The sequence below is a fragment of the Chryseobacterium sp. VD8 genome, assembly GCF_037149975.1.
Taxonomy (GTDB): domain Bacteria; phylum Bacteroidota; class Bacteroidia; order Flavobacteriales; family Weeksellaceae; genus Chryseobacterium; species Chryseobacterium indicum.
In genome coordinates this window covers 1-1,899 of record NZ_JBBCQL010000397.1, presented here as the reverse complement: position 1 = coordinate 1,899, position 1,899 = coordinate 1, and the positions used below count along the sequence as shown (strand labels likewise).

Genomic DNA, 1,899 nt, shown 5'->3' with positions numbered 1-1,899 from the left:
TCCAGCCATTTTTTATCAAGATTTCCGGCGGAAAAATGCTTTATTAAAATATCATTTATGATATAATTCTGGAATTTTCGGGAAACTCTTAAACTGAAATCCAGATCATAACCATGAAATCCTTTCAAATTTTCATCAAATCTAAATTCATTATAATTTTTTTTCCTGATTGCCATAAACACACCATCTACAGCAAAAACTTTAGTCCTGTTTTTTTCTGTTGAATTGATGTGAAAGAACTCTGTATTTTCTTTATTTCCCTGTAAAATATATACAGAATTGTATTTTTCAGCAACCGTCCAGCTTGACGGGGCAGAAGGAACATATGACGAACCTGCAACTCCTACAATTCCTGTACTTTCTTTTTGTAAATGATTCAGTAATCTGTTTCCCCAGTTTTTGGTATAAAAAATAATGTCTTCGTGCAGAAAAAGGAGATTTTCGTATCTGGACTTTCCTGCACCTGAATTGTACGCTTCCGTAATACTCATCACATTCGGGTTCCACATCTGAATAATTTCATACTGAAAATCTTCTCCGATCGTCTCCCTGATATTTTCAACCAGTTGATCGAAGTAGTGTTTTTGGTATGATGAGATAATTATTGAGAGCATAGAATTATTTTAGCAAGTGATCATATTCATCTGAAGCATGGTTCCCTTTTTCATCTAGTTTCCATGAAGAAGACTGGTTGGCAGTTTTTATATAGAATATATTTTCTTCTGTGAGATCATTGGGATTGAGATACCATCCTCCATGTTTACAGGTGAAATCTCCCGCCATTCTAATGGCCGTCATAAATTTAAATAAATTAAAAATCGTTTTAGGATACTTAGGTTTATATAATGCGAAAGTAGTATCTATAAAGGCAAAATAAATATTTTTTTCAAGTTCGTCCTGCCAGAAACGTTTTTCCCAAGTTCGAACTTTTTCTTTTAAAGGATAATAATCGGGAATATCTTTGGTGTCAATTGCAAAACCTATTTTGTTTACTTTTTTATAATATTTAAATAGATAGTTGAGCATAACAGTCTCAAAATCTTTCGGGAGATTTTTATTTGGAACGATATCGGAGTCCGTAAGAAAATAAAATCCTTTTCCGTATTTCTTCTGAAGGTCTCTGTTTTTAAAGAATACATCATGTCCAAAATTAGTATTCAGTTTTTCAACGGTTACTACGTTCTGAATTTCTGAATAATAATCTAAGAGCGGTTGGTAAGTAGACGCATTATCAATAATGATGATGTTTTTAAATTCTCTTCTGATCAGGAAATCAACAAGTTGCTTCAGATAAAAAAGCTGATTAAAATTGATGATGATAACCGGAATACTTTTATGATCCTGCATCTGGTGACGAACAGTACCATCAAATTTTATTAAAAATTTGAGATAAAGCGTATCTAAATGCAACATGAGTCTACGTTTTGTAATCATCCTTTTGAGTGTTTTATTTTGTTTTTGATTGACCAAACAGTTTTAGTCATATCGAAATATCTTTTCGGATAGCCTCTTTTCATAAGAATTTTAAAAAGTCTTAGATGAGGTCTCAGGAAGTTTTTCTCACAGAAACGAAGATGGTCATTCAGCATTCTTATAAGAAAGCTCTTGTCGAAGTTTTCTGAATATTTATTCAGTACTGTTTCCCGCATCATGTGATAACCAAGATCTTTTTTTGCCTGTAAGGATAAATCGCCAGATATGCTGGAAGTGGACATTCTTACAGTAACTTTAGCATCTGCGATATAAAAAACTTTATTCAATCCCGAAAAAGTCAGAATGGCATAATCATCAGCTCCCCATGCAAAAGGGATTTTTAGAAACCTGTGCTTTTTATAAGCCGAGAGTGTAAAAATATTCTCAGATAAACTGCTAGGCATTTGCCCTTTATATTTTCTTTTA

At 32.6% G+C, this 1,899-nt stretch carries 2 protein-coding genes and 1 pseudogene; all 3 read right to left on the bottom strand.

Going from position 1 to position 1,899, the window contains the following annotated elements; all coding sequences use genetic code 11:
- On the bottom strand, positions 1–614 hold a 614-nt coding region (locus WFK35_RS22570), incomplete at its 3' end, for a glycosyltransferase (RefSeq protein WP_336734864.1).
- 4 nt (positions 615–618) lie between these two features.
- Entirely contained in the window at positions 619–1,434 is an 816-nt protein-coding gene (locus WFK35_RS22565) for a hypothetical protein (RefSeq protein ID WP_336734862.1), read from the bottom strand.
- Positions 1,431–1,899 (bottom strand): annotated as a pseudogene (locus tag WFK35_RS22560) (hypothetical protein); the annotation flags it as partial. The pseudogene WFK35_RS22560 and the gene WFK35_RS22565, both read right to left, overlap by 4 nt.

Bases quoted from the DNA above. Each gene is read 5' to 3' on its own strand.
- WFK35_RS22565 (WP_336734862.1), bottom strand. From the start codon at position 1,434: ATGATTACAAAACGTAGACTCATGTTGCATTTAGATACGCTTTATCTC.